This window comes from Dellaglioa sp. CoH-55-MRSF-7 (assembly GCF_056782235.1).
Genome location: NZ_JBXAYI010000181.1, coordinates 1 through 259 on the forward strand (window position 1 = coordinate 1; position 259 = coordinate 259).

General features: G+C 61.0%; 1 protein-coding gene. It reads right to left on the reverse strand.

Features of this window, described 5'->3' with window-relative positions:
• The coding region (locus AC1RPU_RS08330) for a hypothetical protein (RefSeq protein ID WP_481769701.1) at positions 1-186 on the reverse strand (186 nt) is incomplete at its 3' end.
• Between the last annotated feature and the right edge of the window lie 73 nt (positions 187-259).

The following is a 259-nucleotide window of genomic DNA, read 5'->3' on the forward strand; positions in this document are numbered from 1 at the left end:
GTCGCCGTCATTGCCGTCGACATGGGATTGGCGGAAGAAACGCCCGTAGAGGCTGCCCTGCAATGTCCAGTTATCGGTCAGCGCGTATTTGCCGTTGAGGCCGAGCAACGCCGTGTTGTTCTGCGTCGTCTGCGGGGTGGTATAGACCGAACTCCAGTCGCGATTAAACATCTCGATCGGCGTCACCGCGGCGACACCGAAGGATGACGTCGCGACCGAGCCGAACAGGTGGAATTCCGCCTTGTCGTCGCGTCAGCCG